The sequence below is a fragment of the Vibrio sp. Vb1574 genome (assembly GCF_033338675.1).
In genome coordinates, this window is the sequence record NZ_JAWOTC010000325.1 from 1 (window position 1) to 1,187 (window position 1,187).

Sequence of the window (1,187 nt, forward strand, 5' to 3'; positions counted from 1 at the left end):
CGCTGCCCGGAGGGGCACACAAGAACACCACTATGCGTTCCTGCTTCTCATGATAGAGGCGAGTAAATTTTTCGATAAGAGGCTGATGGATTCGTTTTACGTCAGCATCGGGAAAGGTTGCTTCGGTTTCGAAGCCACTGACGTTTAAATTCACTTTCATGGTGAACCCTTACTGATTGATTTCCTCTTCGATTCTTTCTATCAACATTTCACACGACAGCTTGAGCACTGTTTTGATGAGAGATTCGTATCTCATTTGCGAAAAGGACTCAAACGAAGAGAACTTTAGCTGATTGATCGACTCAAGATAAAAGCAGTCTTGCTGAGAAGAGAGTACCGCTTGGTTTTTGATGAAGTCATAAATCACATCATCTGTAAACGCGATCTTTTCAGGCTGAGTAACCACATACTCCAATACCTGATCGTACAAGCCAATGTCTGCATAAGTTTGTAATGAGATTTTTCCCATCGCAAACATCAACTTGGAGACAACATCGGTCGTGACCAATGGCCCATCTTCTCTCAATAAAGGATCCACAGCATACTCCTTCACTAAGTCGTCTTGGACGAACACACTCGGAAGTAATGCTTTTAACTTGAGGTTAATTATTTTGTTAGAAACCTGAAGAAACGCAGTGGCATTTTCACACTCATCCAATTTCTCCAGTAACTCGTCTTCACGTGACAACGTCTTATGACCTCTCCATTATGTGGCAGCGCAAAGGCTACCACACATGTTCGTTGCAACTAAACCGTTAAGCTCACGTCATAAAACTCAAGTAACGCTTTTTCTGCATGCGCGTTCCACACATAGTTGTTCGCGCACAAAATCGCATCGAGTTCCGCAAAGAACGGGTCTTGGTCTGCCAGCGATAAAAAGTCATCAATCGCCGTCAATGGCAGGTCAATATGTGGGTAAATCAACTTCTTACCGCCCGGAATATCCAACTGATTCAGAATCGTATGTGGCGCAGCTTGTAAACCACCAACATGTGTGATCATGAACGATGGATTGATCTTGCCTTGCGAGGAAAGCTCAATAGATTCCACCATGTCACCCTTTGAACCACCGGCCGTCCCTACAATATGGGTTGATTCGTAATGCACGTTGTAGAAGTTAAACGGTACTTTAAAATTCTTATCCGTTGGGCCAGCAAAGAAGTTGAGGCAGCCATCATTGCCAAGTA

1 protein-coding gene and 2 pseudogenes are annotated in these 1,187 nt (G+C 43.9%); all 3 read right to left on the reverse strand.

Annotated features, from left to right (window positions below):
• Positions 1-160, reverse strand: a pseudogene (locus tag R7O12_RS25905) (nucleoside/nucleotide kinase family protein); the annotation flags it as partial.
• A gap of 9 nt (positions 161-169) precedes the next feature.
• On the reverse strand, positions 170-688 hold the full coding sequence (locus R7O12_RS25910; protein ID WP_005462031.1) for an MltR family transcriptional regulator: 519 nt from the start codon (positions 686-688) through the stop codon (positions 170-172).
• A 59-nt stretch (positions 689-747) separates the two neighbouring features.
• A pseudogene (locus R7O12_RS25915) lies at positions 748-1,187 on the reverse strand (L-sorbose 1-phosphate reductase); the annotation flags it as partial.